The sequence below is a fragment of the Chthonomonas sp. genome, assembly GCF_035294505.1.
In the GTDB taxonomy this organism is placed as follows: domain Bacteria; phylum Armatimonadota; class Chthonomonadetes; order Chthonomonadales; family Chthonomonadaceae; genus Chthonomonas.
In genome coordinates, this window is record NZ_DATGKU010000177.1 from 30,220 (window position 1) to 50,457 (window position 20,238).

Here is a 20,238-nt window from a genome sequence, read left to right on the forward strand (position 1 = left end):
AGTCGTTTATCTCGTCTGCGGCTTGAAAGGACAGTCGTATCGCCGGCTCTTCAAGCCCCCACCCCCCGCCCTTCAAGGCCGATACCCTCGCCCCAGTGGAAATGAAACGAAAAGACCTCCCAGATTCGCTTCGAGGTGACACGGCCGCCGAGGCACTTCCCCCCTTAAAAAAAATTATGACCGATTTAACCACACGTTCCACAAATTAAAAACCGCTAAAATCCCATCTTCTCTCATTCTCCAGTTTGAGCTAATGATTGAGCTAATTTTGGCCAGAATTACCTTGGGGCACCACGGGGTTGCCTTGAAGGGTCTGGTTTGGCCGACGGCGCAACAGTTGCCTACGTTGGGCCGCCCTTCTTTGCAACAGCCGTTTTCGTGCCCTACCGTAAAGCAGCTCCTGTTCGGCCTGTTGCACATCCCCTCCCAGTGCGGCGCGGTCGAGCACATAATCAAGGAGAGCCTGGTTCGGGTTATAGCGAATCAGACGTGTGAGCGGCACGGCCGTCCAACCGTAAACGGTGTTTGGACTGGCGCTCACCCCAGAATGGGTTAACGCAACGTCGTGGACAACAGAAAGGAAGGGTGCCGACCAGTATCGAACGGTAAAATCCATCTGGGTAGTCGGATCGGGAGTCACCAATGGATAGACATAACAGAAATAGCGAGCCTCTTGGGAAGCTGCCGGCAGGTTTAGTTTATCCACCAGGGTATAGTTGGAGGGTTGGTCGTTCCCTGCCGGGTCCGCATCCCCTTCCCGATAGGTTCGGCCCTCCACGGTGAAGCTTACGGGCACATCGGGGTTTGGTTGTTGTGGTAAGCTGCCCAGCACATAGAGAGCCGCTTGGCGCCCGTCCGGCGACAGCCCAACCAGCACCGTAAAATCATCAATGGCTGCGGCCTGCGCTTTTTGCAACTCATCCGCAATGAAGTTTTTACGGTTTACCCCCTTGTTCGGCTGGGTATTGTTATTCCCTGCGGTCGGCTGGGTGTTGTTAGGCACCGGAGCAACCGTATTCGGCGCATTAGGCGTTACATCAGGGGCAGACTGTACCTTTCTACCACGCTTTAAAAGCCGATTGGGATTGGCAACAATACGCGCCCTTCGTTTTCCACCAAACACCGCATTGAGTTCGTTGTAAGTGTTGAAGCCGGCATTTGGGTTGGCCTCTAAACCGGCGTAAAGAATGGCCTGCTGCAGGGCCTGTTGTAGCCCGGGGCCTATACTTGCATCGTTTAAGAACACGGCCAACGCCTCATCATTCGCAATAACCTGCCGTACTCGTGCCATGTTCAAATAGATATGCCGGTTAGCCCCTTTCGAGAAGTTGGCCAACTGCAAGGCGCTATCGGGAATAGGTGGAATGGAATCGGGGTCGGCGCTCGAATAGAACCGCATAACCGGCCCGGTAAGATAGAGGTTTTGCATGCCTTGCAGAACTTGGCCATCGGTATTTTGGGGCAACGCGCTCGTTTTTATCGGAAGCCCGTTCAGTAAGACGAAGGCTCCCAAAACAGCGCATATGGGGCAGATAATACGTTGTTTCACCAACATAGCTCCTCCTCTAGGCGTTCACGACGCCTATACCCTTTGCAACGCTCGATTGTCGGTATAGACGCAATGGAGGCCAAAAAGTTCAATCGTCTAATGGGGTGCGCTCGACATCGAAGACGAGGCCGACCTCGGCACGCCACCGGTCAAGCGCCTGCATATTGCCCAACGTGTCCGCATGAGTCATGGCGGGTGTCGGCGCTTCCAACCGCCCTTCCCTTAGACACTGCGCGAAGAGATCGGCCTCAATGGTGTAGGGGTCGCTGTTCGTCTCGACCCTAATCTCCTCGGTCTTTCCCCCACGCTGTAGGCGGATAGTGTTTCCCTCGGTAGGCGGTACCCATAAGTTGGCCACCTCAAGGCTACCATCCGACCCAAAAAGACGCACGGTGGCATCAAAATGCACCTGCGTGCCGCAGGCGAGATAGGCCACGATCCCTTCCGGAAACTTCAACGCCGCGGTGGCCTGTTCATCTACCCGGCTCACCGTCCCGATATGTGCACAGCCTTTCAGCTCGATCGGCTCTGTGCAGGTTCGGCCCACCGCAACGCCGGCCACAAGGCGGGCAAAGGATATCGTATAGCATCCCACATCCATAATGCCTCCACCGGCTGCCGGATTAGAAAGCCGAATGTTATCGTATTTCGGGCCGAGATTGTACTGAAAGCTCGCATGGATGAGCTTCAATTCCCCGATGGCCTTCTCACGGATCAGCTCACAGATGCGTTGCATCGTGGGGTGGCAGCGATATTGAAAGGCCTCCATAAATAAAACCCTCGCCCGCCGAACCGCATCGAGCGCGTGCTCGGCCTCAGCCGTGTTCACGGTAAAGGGCTTTTCACACAGCACGTGTTTCTTGGCATTTGCACAACGCACCGTCCATTCCGCGTGCAGATGGTTTGGCAGCGAGATATAGACGGCCTCCACATCGGCATCATCCAAAGCACGAGCATAGCCCTCATAACGCCGTGGAATGCCAAACTCCTCCCCAAAAGCGTCGGCGGAGGCCTGTGTTCGACTTGCAACGGCCACCAGCTCTCCGTGGCGCGAGTGGCGTATGGCATTGGCCAGCTTGCGCGCAATGCCTCCCGTGCCCAAAATAGCCCATCTTACCTTATCCATAGCGCCTCATCCTTTTCAAATGCAAAGAATCGTATTTACATGGTACCCGTTCCCACAGCAAGGTTTGACAAAATAAAGCCCTATCTTTTATCTTGCGATTCCATAGTGTATAATAATAATCCGTGCTTTGAACGAGATTGGTGGCAAATTTGGGTGTGCCCCGATAACCGCCCAAAAGCGCGGAAACTTTCATATAGAGACGAAAGGCCATGGCAGACCCAAAAGGTTTTTTAAAGTATCAGCGTGAGTTACCTCCGCGTCGCCCTGTGGAGGAGAGAAAGAAAGATTGGTGCGAGTTCTATTTGGAGTTTCCTCGCGAGAAGCTACAACGCCAAGCAGCACGCTGTATGGACTGCGGCATTCCCTTTTGCCATCAGGGATGCCCTCTGGGCAACATCATCCCAGATTGGAACGATCTCACCTATCGTGGCCGCTGGCGCGAGGCCTTAGCCGAACTTCATGCGACCAATAACTTCCCCGAGTTCACCGGAAAACTTTGCCCGGCTCCCTGTGAGGCCGCCTGCGTGCTCGGCATCAACCAAGAGCCGGTAGCCATTCGTCGCATCGAGGAGAGCCTCGCCCTCATGGGCTGGGATGAGGGCTGGATTAAGCCCGAGCCGCCGGCCAAACGCACCGGGCGCAAAGTGGCTATCGTCGGCTCCGGCCCGGCCGGTCTCGCCTGTGCCCAACAGCTCAACCGGGCCGGCCATACCGTTACCGTCTTCGAGCGAGCCGACCGCATCGGAGGCCTTTTGCGCTATGGCATCCCCGATTTTAAGCTGGAAAAATGGGTGCTAGACCGACGGCTTAAACAGATGGAGGAAGAGGGCGTGATCTTCCGCCCCAACGTCAACGTAGGGGTGGATATCTCCGGTGAGGAGTTGCGGCGCGACTTCGATGCCATTGTGCTGGCCGGTGGCTGCACCGTGCCGCGCGACCTTAAAGTGCCCGGACGCGAGCTAGAGGGCATCTACTTTGCCATGGAGTTTCTCCCTCAGCAAAACCGTCGCGTTGCCGGCATCTGGCCCGAAGATAAACCTCAAATCACCGCGGCCGGCAAGCGGGTGGCCATCTTGGGTGGTGGCGACACCGGCGCCGACTGTCTTGGCACCGTACATCGCCAAGGCGCCATCGAGGTCTATCAGTTTGAGATCATGCCCAAACCCCCTTCAAGCCGCGACGAGACCATGCCTTGGCCGCGCTATCCCATGATTCTTCGCACCTCCGCAGCCCACGAAGAGGGTGGTATCCGCGAGTGGTGCGTCAGCACCAAAGCGTTTTCCGGTGAAAACGGAAAAGTTAAAAAACTTCACGCCGTGCGCGTACAATGGAGCCAGCCGGATGCCGAGGGACGCCGCCGCATGGAAGAGATACCCGGCTCCGAATTTGAACTCGACGTAGACCTCGTGCTGCTGGCACTCGGCTTTGTGCACCCCGAACATGGGGGCATATTAGCTCAATTGGGCGTGGAGCTTGATCAGCGCGGCAACGTGAAGACAGATAGCAACTACGCCACCAGCGTCCCAGGGGTATTCGCCTGTGGAGATATGCGGCGTGGGCAGTCGCTCATCGTCTGGGCTATTGCCGAAGGCCGTGAAGCGGCGCGTGGGGTAGACCTCTACCTTATGGGGCACTCCGATCTGCCGCTTACCCGCGCAACGCCCATCTGCGTTTGAAAGCTCCATTGAGCGGCAAAAAACTCGCGCTTCTCTCAGTTAGCGCCTAAAGACCGCCATCCGATAACCTAGTGGCGTGTCAAATCGCCTCACCAGCCGATCGGCTGATGAGGCGTTGGCGTAGAAAGGAGGAGGTGATATGCCGCTCGACACGCAAGGGAGCGGTGCTGCCGGCACTCCCGAAGGGCAAATAAGGTATGCACCTATCCCTAATCGCATCCATTATGCGCCGGTGACCGATCAAGTGCGCTTCATTCCTGTAAAAGATCGCGTCGTCGTGCGTGGTTCATCGGAGCATGTTCGTATCGCCGGCCTGCTTACAAACGACTCGCTGCCGATTCTAGACCAAGAGGCCTAAAATCCGGTAAAAGTAGGAGGCACGCGAAGCAGGAAACGACCGAACATACAATCGTCTTGCCGCCGAGGGGGCCTTTCGCAGGGAAAGGAGGAACCTCATATGAACCAGATCGGCACGCAAGACAGACTGCAGTTCAGCCCTGTGCAGGATCGCCTACAGTACCAACCTGTGCAGAGCCGAGTTGGATTTCAGGCTTTATCGAATCGCGTGGAATTTCAGCCTATCAAGAATCGGGTGCAGTTTAACCCCGAAGCCAATCGCGTTAAGTTCGACTATAGCAACGCTTCCATGCTCGATTTAGCCGCTTAGGGGGGCGTCGGGGCGCATAGAGGCAATGCGCTCTCACGCCCCCTTTTCTCTTCGGCTGCATCCTGTAACGCATACCATAAGAGAATCGCACAGGTCGTTCCCAAAAGAAACGTAGCGCTTACCACTCCCGAATCCTTAAAAAGCAGCGCGGCGATTACGGCGGCAGGCAACACGTTAAGGCCTCTCGCCGTGTACGGGCGCTGCAGCAGACTCTCTCGTACCTCGACCCGTACCAACCCAAAAGCGACCACTAAAATTGCTACGATCACCCCTATGCCTAAGTATAGATAGGGCGAGACGAGCAGATGAACGTTCATGGTCAGCTTGCGGATCACAATCTCGCCTAAATAACGTAGACCACGCCCGTGAGCGGTCTCCTGCAACACATAGCCGGCATGAGAGCTAGCCCCACGTGCCAACACAACATCTAGCTCGCCGAAGAGAAAGGCAAAAATCATGCCTACCCCGCCTAACACCACCGCTTTCGTCACAGTTACCGCCCGCTCCCAAAGCGCTTCCCGCCCTAAGCCAAACGCCACGCCGGTAACCACCAAGCTGCCGTAATTCGCCCCCCAATAGGGCCAACCAAAGAGAAAGGCCATTCCCATCCATAGCCCTACCAACACCCCGCGATAACGTCGGGCTTGGCCTGCCCGAATCGTCTGCAAATCGTCAAGCCAGGCACACCCTCCTATCAATGCCATGCCTACCAGAACCCCCAAATACTCGTTCCCAATGCCATAGTAGCGAATGCCCGACAACGCATACCCACTCAGCAACGAATCCTTAATGAGTTGCTGACCGGTACACAGATCGAAAGTTATTAACAGGATGCAAATGAGACAGGCTACACTCGGGGGTCTCCAGCGTACCCATCGCCCCACCGCATAGCAACCCGCTGTAAGCACACTCATCCAGGCTACGATCCGAAGAATATACTCCCATCGTGTGGGGGGTACCCACAGCGGTGCCAGCAGCAATGCCGCGGGGAGATTAAGTCCCCACACAAAAACGGCCGAAAGAGCGCGTGCCAGCCTCCAATGCTTGAGGCGATGTGCTGTCAACGCCCCTACAGCGGCTATGAATCCAAGTACCCCGATAGTTACCATACCCACTACCACAGTCTGCGCATTGAGCACACTCACATAGTCCGTTCGCGCCAACACTGCGATTCGGTGTGCCCCATCCCCATAGGGCATCGAGACGATGGGACGGCCCGTCATGGTAGGCGGTATAGGGACATGAAAGAGGCTTAAAATGGTGGGTGCCAGGTCGGTATTTGCCACGAGGCCTAGCGTGCGCGTCGTCGGCGATGTCAGCAGCCCTGCCGGAAAGTCCGGCCCTATCGCCACCAGAGGAGTAAGGCGCTGCCAACTGTCTGGTAACGCTCTCCCTCGCGCGGCAACGGGCGAAACAAGCATTAAATCCGCATGTCCGTTCTCACGAACGAAGCTCCACAGCATATAGAGCAGCACATCGAGCCTTGAAAGGGCCTTCTCACGCAACGTCTTAAAGGTTTTCGGCGAAAGTTTTGTTTGCAACGCGGCTAATCGCGTCATGTCGCCCAGCTGGATCACACAGAGGGATGCAGCGCTGCTCAGCATCTTGCCATAAAACCAGTCCATTCGCCTATCACGCTGCCCCAAAGGAGCCTCTGCATCGGGCTGTGTAGAAAGCAGGTCGCCTTCTGCCTGTCCAAACGCATCGGTGACCAGCAGGGTAGCGCTTCGATTGGGAAGGCTCGCATCGGCATTTCCATAGATCGCCGCAACGATGGGTGGCCTAGCCCTATTCAGCAGGGAGCCTACCAACACCGTATTCAGCCCGCGTCGCCAAAGCGAGGCGATGCCTAAATGAACGATAGGCTTTGTAGGAACCAGCCCGGTATACCGCAGATAGAGCATGCCAGCCGTTCCCCGCGCGCTAGGAACTTGCTCCTGTTGCTGAAAAGCCCAGCCATCGGTGGGCTGTGCCGCCTCCATTTGGCCTGCCGCCAATGTAAGCAGCGCCGACATGGGGGAATAGGGTTGGGGTGTGCGCACGTTCATAAGGCCGGCTGCGCCCGACCGAGCGAGAAGATAGAGAGCAGGGTGATGCGGGTTCTCCAGGTCTTCTATGGTAAGCCCATCACAAAGCACAAGAATGAGCTTCGTGGGTGCAGAGGTTGGTTGCGCCCTTGCGCTTTGCCGGCAGAGGAGGCAAGCCACAACAACAAACGATAGATAGGCATAAAATCGCTCACGTCGCAAAGGCGGTTCCTCTCCAGGCGTTCTACAGGAGGCATTATACCGCTCAAGCCCTCTCGCCTTAGCCGTTCGCAAAAGATTAGGGGGCAACATCGAATCTTGCTGCCCCCCTAATCCCCCGGATTTTAGGCCTGCCTACTCAACCACCACAGCCTGAGGTGGAACGATGGTAACTTTTTCCGGGTCGTAGTAGGGGTAGACCTTGCTCAGCGGCGTAAGCGCCTTTACCGGGAAGAGCGCGCGCACCTTGTAGTGTAGCGTAATCGTCTGATTAGGTGCGAGCTTTTGGAGATAGACGATGATCTGCCGTGCTGCCACCGTGTATTTATCTATGGTTTTCGCTTTAACGGCCTCCTCTAAGCCCCCCGTCTCCACCGTAAAGCCGGGCGGTACTCCTAGATCGATCAAGGGCATCTCCACCGTGCCCTCGGTGTTGTTATGGATGGTGACCGTCACGCCCACCGTATCGTTCTGTGCCAGGGTCGTTCGGTCGTAGTGCACGGCCAGGGCAAGCGGCGCCGCATTCGGCACTACGGGTGGCATGGTGTCGCGCCACGGCAGATAGTAGCGGCTAACCACCTGGTAGCCCAGCGCCCCTTTTCCAGCAAGAGGAAGGGCGTCGGCCTTGAAACGAATTTCGAGCCGATTCACCCCCTTTTGCAGGGGCTTTTGAATTTCAACCTGCTGCATAATATCGCGGTTCGCCTCGGTAACCGAAAGCGTGGCGACTTTTTGGCCGTTCACCGTCACGGTAACCGTGCCGGTTCCCTTTGCAGTGCCCTGGCTGCTGGCATAAAGAAGGGCACGCATACACCAAACCGTGGCCTGCGTCGTCTGCCAGGTTCCACCAGCGTCGCGATGTTGTACGATATAGTTGAGCGCTTTGGTGGTAAAAGCAGGTTCCCCTCCCCAGCGCGCCAACGCATAGGCTGCCAGACCGCAGGTTTCCAGATCGGCCCCCAAATTCGTGGCTCCCGTAAAGGTCATCGTCTTCCCTTCCCACCATGCGGTGTCGTCGGTGGTATGCGCTAGTGCGATAAGCTTTTGGGCCACGCGTGCTGTGTTCGGATCGTCCCTTCGTGCGGCCACCAGCAGGTTCAAAACCAGCGCCAGGGTGTAGGGGTCGTCGGTCTCATCGAGATGTTGTTCGACATAGGCGATACCTTTTGCCACCTCCGGTCCGGTATAGCCGCTCTCGGCCAGCGCCCAGTCCACATAGGCGGTGGTACGCAAGGCACCGGTCTGCCTATTGATGATTCCCTCGGCGATCCCAGGCCCTTCTTCCAGCCAGCTGCCATCGGCCCGCTGTTTTCCTGCGAGCCATTTTTGTGTGCGACTGACGAGCTGCGGGTCTATATCGCGTACTTTGGCCATGTCGGAGAATTCGAGCAGTCCGTAGGCCGTCAGCACCTGGTTCGCCGGCGGGTTGCCAAACCATGAGAATCCGCCGCCCTGCACCTCAAAGGTAACTAAGCGCTGATAGCCGATGCTTATATACTGCTCGGCCCGCATCTGTATGGCCGGATTCACCTGATGGGTCTTTTGCAGATAGGATAGGATCAGGATATTGGGGTAGGTAGTCGAGGAGGTCTGTTCGAAGCACCCATAGGGCATTTGCAGCAACCCGTCTAGCCCCTCCACAACCTGGCTAAAGGTGCCCGGATAGATTTTCACAAGCACCTTGCTCGCTCCCGGCACGGCATCGGGCGGCAAGACGATCTGTTGGGTAACGGTGCCCTGCAGCGTTCCGTTGTGAACGATCTCCATTTTTTGTCCATTTGGCTCTACCCTTATCTGCCGCCGAATCGCGTCGGAGAGCTGACTTCCGTAAGCCATCACGGTGAGCGACTGCTCACCTAACCCCTCGGCCACGATGGGGAAATGCACTACGGTGACCTCTTCCGGCATCACCGTTAGCTCGCGCTCGTTGCTGCCCTCAAGCCGAAACCAGGGCTGCAACTTCAACACCAGCCTCACCTTTTGGGCTTTGGGCAGATAGTTGTAGATGGTAACGGGCAGGGAGATGCGATCGCCTTGCGTTAGCGCCACGGGCAGATTGAGGTCTACAAAGAACGGTTGAAACACGCGAACTTTCTTTGTGGTGCTGCCGATGGCTCCCTGCAGACTGTTGGCGAGCAGGCTCATGCGCCAGGTAGTGATCGAGTCGGCCATCGGCAGTCGCAAGGTGGCTTCGCCTTGTGCATCGGTGACGAGATTGGGGTTCCAATAGAGGGTCTCCGGGAAGTAGCTTCTAACGCGCGGTTCGGGAGTGCCGGCCCCCACCGGATTTGCAAGAGAGTTTACACTTCTCGCATAGGTAATCACTTTGGTATCTCCTTCTGGCGCCATAAGCGCTCCGCCAAACCCGCCCACTGCAGGCGGAAAAGCAGCCCTAGCCTGCAACTGCCACATCGCTCCCGGCCCCCAAAGCGTGAAATCATCGCCGCTGTTGAACTTTCCATCCAAGCCGGCGCTCGTCAGATGTATCTGAACGTTCGCTCCCGCTCCCTGAATGTTTATCTGGTAGGGACGCCCCCAAGGGTCTTGCAAAGCCTCCTTCGGCAACAGTCCGCGATCCACTAACTGCATCGGCGTCAATCCGGTTACGCCATGGTTACCGGTTTGCGTCTCATAGGCCTTTACTGCCTTTTCGATCTGGGCAAGCGATTCCTCCATCTTCTGATAAACGGTCTGAACCAATTTCTGATATCGTTCCTGATAGGTATCTATGTTCAGAGTATAGATGCGGGAGTTCTGTTGCTGCTGTGCCGGCACCATGCCAACCTCTTGAGGGAGAGGACGCCGTATAAAAACTCCAAAGGCCGGGCCGGGCGGCATGGTATTCTCCGCCTCCTCCCGCGCCGCAGCAAACAGCAGTTGCGCCGCGCGCTGCCGCTCACGCCATGGCAGCGGATTGCGGATAGGTATTAGCTGCTCCGGCGTGATCCCATGAATCTCGTATCGAGGGGTGAGAAGCTGCTTTTCTAACAGGAAGTAGATTTTGGCCAGCCCGGGCTGCAGGTCGGAGAGCGCAAAAACGCTCTCATCTACCATGGCCACCCCCAGTGCTGCCGCCACCGGATGCCCCTTCTGGTCAGAGACATGAAAACGGATGACGGCATCGGCGCCGGGGCGGTACTCCTCCTTATCGGTAGCAACGGCTATCCGCAGATCGGTGGCCGGCAGCACCACCGCATAGCGCACATCTTGAGGTATCTGCTCGTTCGGCAAAACCTGATAGGCACGCAACTCCAATGTGCCCTCCATATCGGGGCTAAGCGGTAAGTTCAGCGTTCCTTTGCCGTTCCGAATGGGGATGACATCGGTGAGAATCGTTTGGCGGTTGCGCAGCACATCGAGGTAGACGGTGCCCGTTTTTTGCTGTGAAAAGCAGGTGAGCTGCAGCCCATCCCCTACCTTCGCCAGCGGCTTGTCTACGCGTAGCAGGAGCGCTGCAGTTTGCCAAGAGCCTAAAGCCATTGAGAGAGTGCCTTTTCGGTCCTGCTTGTCCGAAGCCGTACAGAGCACCCGGTATTGGCTATCCTTAGGAACGAACTCTATCTCCCCTACCCCCAAAGCATCGGTGACGCACTGCAATGAGAGATTGGTGGTGCTTCGATTGGGGGTACCGAGATCGGCCACAATCTGGAAATGGACTTGCGCATTCGGCACCGGCTGCCCATCCGGAGTAGAGACGGCCACATAGACCCGATTGGGCACGTTCGGCAGCAGCGTTTCCGATTCGGGCACTATCGTTATATGCAGAGGCTGGCTCGAAACGGGCACACTCACCGCCTCCTCCTGTTCCTGCTCGGCCGTATCTTTCACCTTTACATCGAAGTTGACCAAGGCGTTCCCTTGTGCCATGGGCTGTCCCACAAGTGTCTCCGGCAGCCGATAGCGAAACGTGTAACTCCCTACGGCATCGGTGTGCCCCTCAAAGGTCGCCAGCTCATGGTTCTCTACATCCAGGGTGCTTACCGTTACCTTCACCTCGGCGTCGGCCACCGGCTTGCCAAAGAAGTAGAGCGCACGTAAACGACAGGTTACCAACTGACCCGGCCGGTAGTAGCCTTGATCGGGCTTCAAAGTGATCTGGAATTTGGGCAGAACGTAGGGTTTCACCTCCACCGTGCGCGTCACGGAGGTATCGAGCGCTTCGGCAGTAATGCGATAGCTGCCTGTATTGACCTCGTCGGCCAGCTGAAAATCGGCGCCGACCGTGCCAAAGTCCGAAAGCGTCTTCTCCTCCTTAAAAACTCGGTTCCCGCGTCCATCCGTTACCGTAAAGGTGACGGGCGCTTTAGCGAGCGGCCGTAACGTGCCGGCGTCAAGCGCCAGCGCGCGCATGTGGATGACCTGCCCAGGCTGATAGAGCGGTTTGTCGGTGGTGAGATAGATTTTGGTCTCCTTCGCCAATCGTATTTCCGTTTGGAACCCATCCTCCCCGATCGGCGTCTTCACCTTCACAGTCAGCCGATAGGTTCCCGGCGAGAAAGCTGCTGTCGAAAAGCTGTTATCGAGCGTTCCGTAGCGATCGGTGGCTCCTTCAAACAGAACCTTTGTCTCCTGAGGTCTGTTTTTTGGCGACAAAACGATACGAACCTGAGAGGGCAACGGCCGGCCGGTATCATGATTCTTCACGATGAGCCGCAAACCGGCGCGAGAGCCACAAATCCATGTGTCCTGACCACGTGCAATGACTTCGATAGGGGATATTTTTATCATATTTTCCTCTGGTGAGGCTGGCGACTTCTCCTGCCCTAAAGCCCCAAAAAGGACAAGAGCGCCGCTGAACGCGCACACCATCCCCGTTGTCCAGGGTGCCACTTTGCTCATCGGTAACCTCCCTTCCGCCATTTCACAGCGGATTCGATTGACGCCTTTTAGACGAATCCTTCTAGCAAAAGGTTACTCCCGTGCCGTAAACGATCCACAACGGAAAAGGTGCCCAAAGCCTTCTCTCAGAAATACCTCCTTCTACACAAAAACGGAAAATGCCTTTTCCAGACCGTTCTATACTTGACTAAAAAAATCAAAAAAGTATTGATTTTTCATTTCCAGATCGGGTATCCTATCTTCCGCAAATCTGACGACCTTAGGAACAGACAAGAAAGGAACCGATAGCTCCGATGTCCGCATCCACCGGCCTCATAGCCCCTCACGGAGGGGTGCTCGTCAATCGTTTCGTGCCCCAAGAGCGCTACGAAACCACTCTCGCGCTCGCAAAAACCTTGCCTACCCTCCCCCTCAACCCACGACAAATCTCCGACCTCGAAATCATCGCCATCGGCGCTGCCAGCCCCCTTACCGGCTTCCTTAATCAAAACGACTATCAGGCCGTGCTCCACTCCATGCGCCTCGCCAACGGCCTCCCCTGGACTATCCCCCTCACCCTCCCCATCTCCCAACAACAGGCCAAAGCCCTCGACGCCTCCCAAAAAGCCACCCTCACCACTCAAGAAGGACAACCCCTCGCCATCCTCCACGTCCAAGACATCTACTCTTACGATAAACGCCAAGAAGCCCAAGCCATCTATAAAACCACCGACGAAGCCCACCCCGGAGTGGCCATCCTCTATGCCCAACCCGAACTGTATGTCGGCGGCGAGGTGGAGGTGCTCACCCTGCCCCCCCACGCCGACTTCCCCGAATACTACCTCACCCCCACCCAAACCCGCGCCTACTTCGCCCAAAAGGGCTGGCGCAGCGTGGTGGGCTTTCAGACCCGAAACCCCGTGCATCGGGCCCACGAGTACCTGCAGAAGGTGGCCTTGGAGATGGTGGACGGTTTGCTGCTGCACCCCTTGGTAGGAGAGACCAAAGGCGACGACATTCCGGCGGCGGTGCGGATGCGCTGCTACCGGGTTCTGCTGGAGAACTACTATCCTCAGGAACGCACCCTGTTGGCGGTGAACCCGGCCTCGATGCGCTATGCGGGGCCGCGGGAGGCGGTGTTTCATGCTCTGCTGCGCAAAAACTATGGCTGTACCCATTTTATTGTGGGACGCGACCATGCCGGGGTGGGCAACTACTACGGCACCTATGAGGCTCAAGAGATTTTCGATGCCTTCTCTCCTGCAGAGATAGGGATCGTGCCGCTAAAGTTCGAGCACTCGTTTTGGTGCAAGCGGTGTGGGAGCATGGCCTCCTCCAAGACCTGTCCACATCCCTCGGAGGCGCATGTGACGCTATCGGGGACGAAGGTGCGGGAGATGTTGCGTGCGGGTCAGCTACCTCCGGTGGAGTTTACGCGTCCGGAGGTGGCCCAAGTGTTGATCGAAGCGATGCGGGAGAGTTCTTAAGGGGGGGCGAGATGGACTTTCGTTATACGGTGGTAGGCCTGTTAATCGGTTTCATTGTGGGTTTAACGGGGACGGGGGCCGGTTCGATAACGACTCCGATGTTGATATTTTTGTTAGGTGTAGAGCCGAAGATAGCGATAGGGACGGATTTGGCGTATGCCACGCTTTCCCGTCTTGCCGGAGTGGGCGTGTTCTGGCGTAAGGGCCAGGTGAACCTGCATTTGGTGAAGCGGTTGGCGGTGGGCAGCGTTCCTGGCGCCTTAGTGGGGATATGGGGTTTGTGGGCTTTGCATCATTATCGATTGGTAAGTGCCGAAGCGGTACGCCATCTCACGCTGCATCTGTTGGGAGCAACGCTTTTACTTTCCTCAGGATTGATCGCCCTGAAGGCCCATCCACGTTTTGCGGAGTGGCGTTTGCCCTTAGCGTTGGGTAAGCCGCGTCGGACGGCGTGGATAGCCATACCGGTGGGTTTTGTGTTTGGGATGATGGTGGGCGTGACCTCGGTAGGGGGCGGAGCGCTGTTCGGGCCGGTGCTGTTGTTGGTGTTTGGGCTAGGTGCCACCACTACCATCGGGACGGAGACGGCCCATGCGGTGCTGCTGACCGGGGTGGCGGCTTTAAGCAACGTGGTATTGAAGGGGATAGACTATGCGATGCTGGGCAGTCTTCTGCTAGGGTCTATTCCTGGGGAGTTGCTAGGGAGCTATCTGTGTGTGAAGACGGCGGAGCGCCCGATGCGTCTGGTGCTGGCGGTTGTGCTGTTATTAAGTGGCCTGAAGGCCGTAGTGGCCTAAGGTTTCCGGTGAAAGTAGAAACAACAAGCAAAGAAGGAGAAGAAAGGACAGAACATGGGAACACATCAAGGGTTTATCTTGTGGTTTACGGGGCTATCGGGTGCGGGCAAGTCCACCCTGGCCAACGCCTTGTTGGCGGAGTTTCGCATTCGGGGCTACAAGGTGGAGTTGTTAGATGGGGACGAGGTACGTACGCATCTATCGAAGGGTTTAGGTTTTAGCAAAGAGGATAGGGACACCAACATCCGTCGGATAGGTTGGGTAGCTCGGGTATTGGCACGCAACGGGGTGATAGCGATAACGGCGGCGATCTCTCCGTATCGGGAGATACGGGAGGAGATACGTCGTTTAACGGAGGAGGAGGGCCGGGCTGCCTTTGTGGAGGTGTATGTGGAGGCTCCGTTAGAGGTGTTGATAGAGCGGGATGTGAAGGGTTTGTACAAGAAGGCGTTGGCCGGGGAGATAGCCAACTTCACGGGGGTATCGGACCCTTATGAGCCACCGGAGCATCCGGAGGTGGTGGTTCACACGGCGGTGGAGAGTGTAGAGCAGTCGGCTCAGCGGTTGTTAGCGTATTTAACGGAGCGAGGTTTAATTTGTGAGTGAGGGTTAGCGAGGGGCATGCACCTCCAGTCCCACCCCTCCTCCTGTAGGAGGAGGGGAGCCAGAAAGCTCATTGGCGGTTTTCTGTGAGAACCTTCCCTTCGGAAACTCAACACAACCGCCTCCTTTCTTCAACAAGTCAGACCCAATAAACGCCTCAGCGGCCAGAACCGTTTCTTTCAAAGCCAATCTCTCTGGCCGCTGCGTTGCTGTCCGCGAGGACGAAAGGATGGGATAGGGGGCGAACAAAGTCGGCTTGCTCCAAGAATTGGCTCTAGAACCGTGAGATCGGCAGTCTCTACAGCCTTACCCCTATCTCCTCAGAGCGGGTGGGGATTAAAATCCCAGATTTCTCGCCTTCGGCTCGAAATGACAGTGATATCGCCAGATCTTCAAGGCCCACTCCTCAAGGGTTACCCCTACAGGCGGTTTCCTCTGATAACCTCCTCCTTGAAAAACTCAACACAACCGCCCCCTTTCTCCCTAACAGGGGGAAAGGATGGGATAGGGGGCGAACAAGATAAGCTCATTCTGCTAACTTGCTCTAGAACCGTAAGATTGGCAGTCTCTACAGCCCTACCCCTATCCTCACAGAACTGGTGGGGATTGAAACTTAAGATTTCTCGCCTTCGGCTCGAAATGACAGTTGTTCATCTCGTCTTCGGCCCGAAATGACAGTTGTTCATCTCTACAGCCCCACTCCTTCCCCACAGGAGAGGGGCACCTAGCGGTGAGCCACTCAAGGCCGACGTCTTCTCCTTCAGCGGCCTGATTCACTCCCTTAATCGCCCATCTCTCAGGCCGCTGCTGTGCCGTCTGCTAAGACCGCTGCGTTGCTGTCCGCGAGGACGCAAGGACGGGATAGGGGGTGAACAGGATAAGCTTGCTTTAGGAATTGGCTCTAGAACCGTGAAGCCGGTAGTCTCTACAGCCCTACCCCTATCCTCACAGAACTGGTGGGGATTGAAACTTAAGATTTCTCGCCTTCGGCTCGAAATGACAGTTGTTTATCTCGTCTTCGGCCCGAAATGACAGTCATATCGCCGGCTCTTCAAGTCCTAGCCGCACTCCACCCCCTCTCCCTGCAGAGGGAGGGGGTGAGCAAGATAGGCTTGCTGTACGAACTGGCTTTAGAACCGGCGATTGAACTGTCCTCAAGCCGATTTCTACCTACGGCGAGGCATCGAAAGCACCACGGAAGAGCGTAATCTTGGCGTTACCGTTGGAACCTATCGAAACGGCTGCCACATCAAAACGGCAGGCAGGCTCTGCCTCCCCCATTGCATGTTCGGCCAACCACTGGTAAGCAGTTGCCAGCAGACGAGCCTGTTTTGTTCCGCTAACGCTTTCGGCGGGCGTGCCATATCGCCGGCTCCGGCGGGCGCGAACCTCCACAAAAACCACAACCGGTCCGTCTTTGGTTGGTTCTAAAGCAACGATATCCAGCTCGCCGAACGGGCTTCGATAGTTGACATCCAGGATTTGCCAACCCTGCTGCTCCAAATAGAGGCGCACCACCTGCTCCCATCCTGCTCCCAAAGCGCGTCTAGGCACGCTCATAGATCAACTCCCGCCCTTGCAGGGCCTCCACAACGGGGCGAAAACTGCGTCTGTGCAGCGCACAAGGCCCAAGAGTCTGCAATGCCCTTATGTGCTCGCGTGTAGCATAGCCTTTGTGTTGAGCAAACCCGTAACCGGGGAAAAGGGCATCTAGAGAGCACATCAGACGATCGCGCGTTACCTTAGCCACAATCGAGGCCGCCGCAATGGAGGCCGAACGGGCATCGCCTCTCACCAAAGCCTTTTGCGCAATGGGGAAGGGCTGAACCGGCAGCCCGTCAATGAGCGCTAGGTCGGGAAAGAGGCCTTTGGGTAAAGCGGCTAGGGCAGAGCGCATAGCCTCGTGCGTTGCCTTTAAAATATTGATGGCATCAATGCGTTCGGCTTCGACCACGCCCACACCCCATCCTCGCGCACCGCGTGTGATCGCCTCATAGAGTTTCTCCCGCTCGGACGGAGTTAACTGTTTGGAATCGTTTAGGCCTTCAGGAAGCCATTCAAAGGGAAGCAGCACACAGGCGGCAACCACCGGACCGGCGAGACATCCACGGCCGGCCTCATCAATCCCAACAATGCAAGTATAGCCCTCTTTGGCGGCGGCTCGCTCTTCCGCCCACCAATCCATCGCCGATGCTCCTTAACTTCACTTCAATGGATGAAGCCGATGCGGTTCAGAGGCCAGAAGATGAAGAAAGCTTTACCGATAATACGGTTGCGCGTCACCACGCCCCAATAGCGGCTATCGAAGCTATAGTTACGATTGTCCCCCATTACCCAATACTGTCCTGGCCCCAAATGCACGGGGGTTTCATAGCCATATTTGAAATTGGGATTGAGCGATGGGTCCATGGGGTCTTTGATGCTGTAGGGCAGTTTCAGGTTGTGATATTCGTTCAATTGAACCCCGTTGCGGAAAACGTAATCGTAAGAGCCCACCTGTTTGATCTGAATGGTGTCGCCCGGAATACCGATGACCCGTTTAATGAGGATATTCTCTTTGAGAGGCTTACCGAGCGCGATGTCATCCGAATCGGCGGCTTTAGGAGCACGAAACACGATCACATCGCCACGTTTCGGGTTGGTAAAGCGATAGATGAGCTTGTTCACGAAAATACGGTCGTGCACGGCATGGGCGTAGGTTTGGCCGGTAGTTGGGTCGTAGGTATCGTGCCCCATGAGGGTGTTCTCCATCGACTCGGTGGGGATGTAGAACGCCTGAATGAAGAAGGGGCGAATGATAAAGAAAACGAGCACGCCGGCCACAAGGAAGGATTCGCATATCTCGGCGATGAAGGCCCAGAACGAGCCGGCATCCTCCACCGCCCTATGCGCCTCAATGGCGGCCTTATAGCGCTGTAGTGCAAAGACACGTACAATCGTGAGAATGAGGGCGGCAAAAGCGACCTGCGCCGTAGAGAGATAGGCGAAGAACTCTAAGGCGCCCGTTTCGTGCGGAGTGGGAGTCATCGCCTATCTCTAACGCTTCGCGTCACGGTCTTCTTTAATTCGAGCCTGTTTACCGATCTTTGTCCTCAGGTAGTACAGCTTTGCGCGACGCACCTTTCCATAGCGCACCACCTCGATCTTTTCAATGCGTGGGGAGTAGAGCAGGAAGGTGCGTTCCACGCCCACCCCATGGGAGATTTTACGAACGGTGAAGCTCTTGCGCACACCTCCGTTATTCATGGCAATAACCACGCCCTCGAACACCTGAATTCGCTCTCTATCGCCCTCCACCACTTTTGCGTGCACGCGCACGGTATCGCCTGGGCGAAAGCCGGGGATGGGAGCGCGGTCTTCTACGGAGACGCGTTCGAACTCGGCACGCTTCTTCTCTTTCGCATCCTGCTCGCGCCGTCGGTTTTCCGTTTCGGCCCATATTTGGCGCGCCCGCTCGATCTCTTCTTTCTCTATCTCACGAATGATCTCTGGTCCTAGTGCCATCGGTATCTTTTCCTCTCTCTTGTTGCGACGCCGTCTCCTCCAAGCTTTCGGAGGTCACCGGCAGATGTTTTCGTGATTTTGGAGGAACCGTAATTTCCTCATCTAAAAGCTTCAGGTCGTCCGCACTCAGTGTAAGGCGGTTAAACAGGTCTGGTCGCAGATCGCGCGTCAGCCGAAGGCTTTGCTGTCGCCGCCATCGAGCGATCTGGGCATGATGGCCGCACAACAAAATGTCGGGCACGCGCCAGCCGCGAAACTCCACAGGGCGCGTATAGTGCGGATATTCCAGAATCGGCTCAGCAAAACTATCCTTTTCCGGCGCCTCTTGGTCACCAAGCACCCCCTCTTGCAGGCGTGTAATGGCATCCGCGATCACCAAAGCGGGCAGCTCGCCCCCCGTCAGCACATAGTCGCCGATGGAGACCACATCGGTAACGAGGTGCTGGCGCACACGGTCATCCACTCCTTCGTAGTGCCCGCAGAGCAGAACAAGATGGCTCTCTTTGGCCCACTCTCTGGCCAGCTCCTGCGTAAACTGGCGCCCCCGCGGATCGGTGAGGATGACTCTCGGTTTTTGTGCCCCACAGGCCTCTGCCGTCAGCGCGTCTAGAGCACGAGCGATTGGCTCGATCTTCATCACCATCCCCCCGCCGCCCCCGTAAGGTACATCGTCGGTGGTACGGTGCTTATCGGTAGCATAATCGCGCAGATTCACCACGCGAAACGTCACAAGCCCCTTCTCTCTGGCCCGTCGGAGGATGCTCGTATTGAGCACGGCCTCCACCATTTCAGGAAAGAGGGTGACAATGTCTATACGCATTTTTTTGCGGGCGATGTTGCCCGCCTACACTTCCTGTTCGTCGGGCGAGAGCAGGCCAGGCAGCAGTTGCACCTCGATTCGCTTCGCTTGCGGGTCTATGGCGCGCACGATCTCACGGACGGCCGGCAGAAGCACCTCGTTCTTTCCGCCACGGCTCACCACGTAGATGTCGTGTGCCGGGTAGCGAAGCACCTCCTTCAAGCGCCCGATGAAGGCGCCCTCTTGGGTCACCACTTCAAAGCCGATAAGCTCATGAATGTAGAACTCATTTGGCGGCAGCGGCACAGCCTCTTCGGGGCGAATACGCAGCACGGCGCCCCGCAGCGCTTCTGCCATTTCGACGGTGGCCACATTCCGAAAACGCAGCAGAATCTGCCCTTTATGCAGCCCATGGAGACGCACATCCTCGATCTCCATAAGCCGCATGGCACCGGACGGCAAACGCACACAGACCTGTTTGAGAGAGTAGAACCTTTCGGGAAAATCGGTTTCAAGGCGCACTTTCACCTCTCCACGAATGCCGAACGGCGCCACGACCTCCCCGATAACGAGGGTCCACTCCTCAAGCGACATAGCTCGATAGCGATGTTTTGGCCCGATTAAGAAGCATCAGAGATAACTTCCACCTGCACGCGGCGTTCGCCTCTCGCGGCCGCTCGCGCCACGGTGCGCAGGGCATTCACCACGCGCCCTTGTTTTCCTATGATACGCCCAAGGTCTCCGGGAGCCACGCGCACCTCGTAGATGGTGATATCCGGTCGCTCCACTTCCGTAATGGTAACGCTCTCCGGATCATCCACCAATGACTTGATGAGATATTCGAGCAAACCCGATATGGATTTCGACTCGGCAGCAATACTAGACACCTGCTTCCACCTTCTTCTTGCTTTGTGCTTTTTGTTGCTGGAACCTCTCCAGCACCCCAGTTTTCTTTAAGAGGGCTCG

16 protein-coding genes and 1 pseudogene are annotated in these 20,238 nt (G+C 56.6%); 6 read left to right on the forward strand and 11 right to left on the reverse strand.

What is annotated here, in order from left to right; translation table 11 throughout:
• Positions 1-262: 262 nt before the first annotated feature.
• On the reverse strand, positions 263-1,549 hold the full coding sequence (locus tag VKV18_RS10740; RefSeq protein WP_324204205.1) for a hypothetical protein: 1,287 nt from the start codon (positions 1,547-1,549) through the stop codon (positions 263-265).
• 88 nt (positions 1,550-1,637) lie between these two features.
• A complete protein-coding gene (locus VKV18_RS10745) occupies positions 1,638-2,675 on the reverse strand; it encodes a Gfo/Idh/MocA family oxidoreductase (protein ID WP_324204206.1) in 1,038 nt (345 codons plus the stop codon).
• A 209-nt stretch (positions 2,676-2,884) separates the two neighbouring features.
• On the opposite strand from VKV18_RS10745, the gene VKV18_RS10750 reads away from it, so the two are divergent.
• From VKV18_RS10750 to VKV18_RS10760, 3 genes are all read left to right on the forward strand, one after another.
• Positions 2,885-4,351, forward strand: a complete 1,467-nt coding sequence (locus VKV18_RS10750; protein WP_324204207.1) for a glutamate synthase subunit beta — start codon at positions 2,885-2,887, stop codon at positions 4,349-4,351.
• Positions 4,352-4,490: 139 nt separating this feature from the next.
• Complete coding sequence (locus VKV18_RS10755) at positions 4,491-4,709, forward strand: hypothetical protein (RefSeq protein WP_324204208.1); 219 nt, start codon at positions 4,491-4,493, stop codon at positions 4,707-4,709.
• 99 nt (positions 4,710-4,808) lie between these two features.
• The gene (locus tag VKV18_RS10760; protein WP_324204209.1) at positions 4,809-5,018 is read left to right on the forward strand and encodes a hypothetical protein; all 210 of its coding nucleotides are present in this window, start codon (positions 4,809-4,811) and stop codon (positions 5,016-5,018) included.
• Here VKV18_RS10760 and VKV18_RS10765 read toward each other — a convergent pair.
• Positions 5,015-7,267: a hypothetical protein gene (locus tag VKV18_RS10765; RefSeq protein ID WP_324204210.1), complete on the reverse strand. Its 2,253-nt coding sequence runs from the start codon at positions 7,265-7,267 to the stop codon at positions 5,015-5,017. The two genes, VKV18_RS10760 and VKV18_RS10765, sit on opposite strands and share 4 nt — an antisense overlap.
• Before the next feature lie 132 nt (positions 7,268-7,399).
• Positions 7,400-12,103: an MG2 domain-containing protein gene (locus VKV18_RS10770; protein ID WP_324204211.1), complete on the reverse strand. Its 4,704-nt coding sequence runs from the start codon at positions 12,101-12,103 to the stop codon at positions 7,400-7,402.
• A gap of 293 nt (positions 12,104-12,396) precedes the next feature.
• Here VKV18_RS10770 and sat point away from each other — a divergent pair, with 293 nt between their 5' ends.
• The 3 genes and pseudogenes from sat to cysC form a co-directional block, all read left to right on the forward strand.
• Positions 12,397-13,569, forward strand: a complete 1,173-nt coding sequence (gene sat / locus VKV18_RS10775; RefSeq protein WP_324204212.1) for a sulfate adenylyltransferase — start codon at positions 12,397-12,399, stop codon at positions 13,567-13,569.
• Between the two features lie 11 nt (positions 13,570-13,580).
• Positions 13,581-14,366, forward strand: a complete 786-nt coding sequence (locus VKV18_RS10780; protein WP_324204213.1) for a sulfite exporter TauE/SafE family protein — start codon at positions 13,581-13,583, stop codon at positions 14,364-14,366.
• A gap of 48 nt (positions 14,367-14,414) precedes the next feature.
• Positions 14,415-14,972, forward strand: a pseudogene (gene cysC, locus VKV18_RS10785) (adenylyl-sulfate kinase); the annotation flags it as partial.
• A 1,167-nt stretch (positions 14,973-16,139) separates the two neighbouring features.
• Here the strand turns inward: cysC and VKV18_RS10790 are convergent.
• The 7 genes from VKV18_RS10790 to VKV18_RS10820 form a co-directional block, all read right to left on the reverse strand.
• Entirely contained in the window at positions 16,140-16,529 is a 390-nt protein-coding gene (locus tag VKV18_RS10790; RefSeq protein WP_324204214.1) for a YraN family protein, read from the reverse strand.
• Positions 16,516-17,154 (reverse strand): ribonuclease HII, encoded by a 639-nt coding sequence (locus VKV18_RS10795; RefSeq protein WP_324204215.1) that lies wholly within the window; start codon positions 17,152-17,154, stop codon positions 16,516-16,518. The genes VKV18_RS10790 and VKV18_RS10795 overlap by 14 nt, the downstream gene beginning before the upstream one ends.
• A 23-nt stretch (positions 17,155-17,177) precedes the next feature.
• Positions 17,178-17,996: a signal peptidase I gene (lepB, locus tag VKV18_RS10800; protein WP_324204216.1), complete on the reverse strand. Its 819-nt coding sequence runs from the start codon at positions 17,994-17,996 to the stop codon at positions 17,178-17,180.
• Positions 17,997-18,005: 9 nt separating this feature from the next.
• Positions 18,006-18,314 (reverse strand): 50S ribosomal protein L19, encoded by a 309-nt coding sequence (gene rplS / locus VKV18_RS10805; RefSeq protein ID WP_044950560.1) that lies wholly within the window; start codon positions 18,312-18,314, stop codon positions 18,006-18,008.
• Between the two features lie 130 nt (positions 18,315-18,444).
• Positions 18,445-19,293, reverse strand: a complete 849-nt coding sequence (gene trmD, locus VKV18_RS10810; protein WP_324204217.1) for a tRNA (guanosine(37)-N1)-methyltransferase TrmD — start codon at positions 19,291-19,293, stop codon at positions 18,445-18,447.
• Between the two features lie 24 nt (positions 19,294-19,317).
• Positions 19,318-19,866, reverse strand: a complete 549-nt coding sequence (gene rimM / locus VKV18_RS10815) for a ribosome maturation factor RimM (RefSeq protein ID WP_324204218.1) — start codon at positions 19,864-19,866, stop codon at positions 19,318-19,320.
• 26 nt (positions 19,867-19,892) lie between these two features.
• Positions 19,893-20,159 carry a KH domain-containing protein gene (locus tag VKV18_RS10820; RefSeq protein WP_324199273.1) on the reverse strand — a complete coding sequence of 89 codons (267 nt, stop codon included), beginning with the start codon at positions 20,157-20,159 and terminating at the stop codon, positions 19,893-19,895.
• Positions 20,160-20,238 lie beyond the last annotated feature (79 nt).

Coding starts and splice junctions, on each gene's coding strand:
- sat (WP_324204212.1), top strand. CDS start 12,397: ATGTCCGCATCCACCGGCCTCATAGCCCCTCACGGAGGGGTGCTCGTC.
- trmD (WP_324204217.1), bottom strand. CDS start 19,293: ATGCGTATAGACATTGTCACCCTCTTTCCTGAAATGGTGGAGGCCGTG.
- VKV18_RS10760 (WP_324204209.1), top strand. CDS start 4,809: ATGAACCAGATCGGCACGCAAGACAGACTGCAGTTCAGCCCTGTGCAG.
- VKV18_RS10770 (WP_324204211.1), bottom strand. CDS start 12,103: ATGAGCAAAGTGGCACCCTGGACAACGGGGATGGTGTGCGCGTTCAGC.
- VKV18_RS10750 (WP_324204207.1), top strand. CDS start 2,885: ATGGCAGACCCAAAAGGTTTTTTAAAGTATCAGCGTGAGTTACCTCCG.
- rimM (WP_324204218.1), bottom strand. CDS start 19,866: ATGTCGCTTGAGGAGTGGACCCTCGTTATCGGGGAGGTCGTGGCGCCG.
- VKV18_RS10745 (WP_324204206.1), bottom strand. CDS start 2,675: ATGGATAAGGTAAGATGGGCTATTTTGGGCACGGGAGGCATTGCGCGC.
- VKV18_RS10780 (WP_324204213.1), top strand. CDS start 13,581: ATGGACTTTCGTTATACGGTGGTAGGCCTGTTAATCGGTTTCATTGTG.
- VKV18_RS10795 (WP_324204215.1), bottom strand. CDS start 17,154: ATGGATTGGTGGGCGGAAGAGCGAGCCGCCGCCAAAGAGGGCTATACT.
- VKV18_RS10755 (WP_324204208.1), top strand. CDS start 4,491: ATGCCGCTCGACACGCAAGGGAGCGGTGCTGCCGGCACTCCCGAAGGG.
- VKV18_RS10790 (WP_324204214.1), bottom strand. CDS start 16,529: ATGAGCGTGCCTAGACGCGCTTTGGGAGCAGGATGGGAGCAGGTGGTG.
- lepB (WP_324204216.1), bottom strand. CDS start 17,996: ATGACTCCCACTCCGCACGAAACGGGCGCCTTAGAGTTCTTCGCCTAT.